The sequence below is a fragment of the Sulfitobacter sp. HNIBRBA3233 genome (assembly GCF_040149665.1).
GTDB lineage: Bacteria > Pseudomonadota > Alphaproteobacteria > Rhodobacterales > Rhodobacteraceae > Sulfitobacter > Sulfitobacter marinivivus.
Genome location: NZ_JBEFLP010000021.1, coordinates 1 through 439 on the forward strand (window position 1 = coordinate 1; position 439 = coordinate 439).

At 61.5% G+C, this 439-nt stretch carries 1 protein-coding gene; it reads right to left on the bottom strand.

The genetic code is table 11. The features are described from left to right. On the bottom strand, nt 1-408 hold a 408-nt coding region (locus ABMC89_RS19000; RefSeq protein WP_349570805.1), incomplete at its 3' end, for a LysR family transcriptional regulator. Nucleotides 409-439 lie beyond the last annotated feature (31 nt).

The window sequence follows — 439 nt, forward strand, 5'->3', positions numbered from 1 at the left end:
CGAGATGGTAAAGGGCAGGATGTCGATAGATACGCCCGGCGCTTCGACCTGCAGCCGCTCGGCCAACCGTGGCAGCAGAAACGCCGAGACATAGTCCGCGACCTGCATGGTAAACACCCGCTCGGCCTGGGCGGGAACAAACTGGTGCTGCAAGGAAATGGCCGTCGAGATAAAGCCGAGGCCGCGCTCGATATCGGCATAGAGCTCTCGGGCGCGGTCAGTTGGCCGGACCCCGCCTGCCGTCCGAAAGAACAGCTCGTCGTTGAGCATCACCCGCAGCCGCGCCAGCGCATGGCTGACGGCGGAAGGCGACAGTCCGATCTCTTCCGCCGCTCCCGCGATCGAACCCTGATTCATGATGGCACGAAAGATGACCAGCAGGTTCAGGTCGAAATTGCGCAAATTCACCACTGCGTCACCGCAAAAGCTCCACGATTGT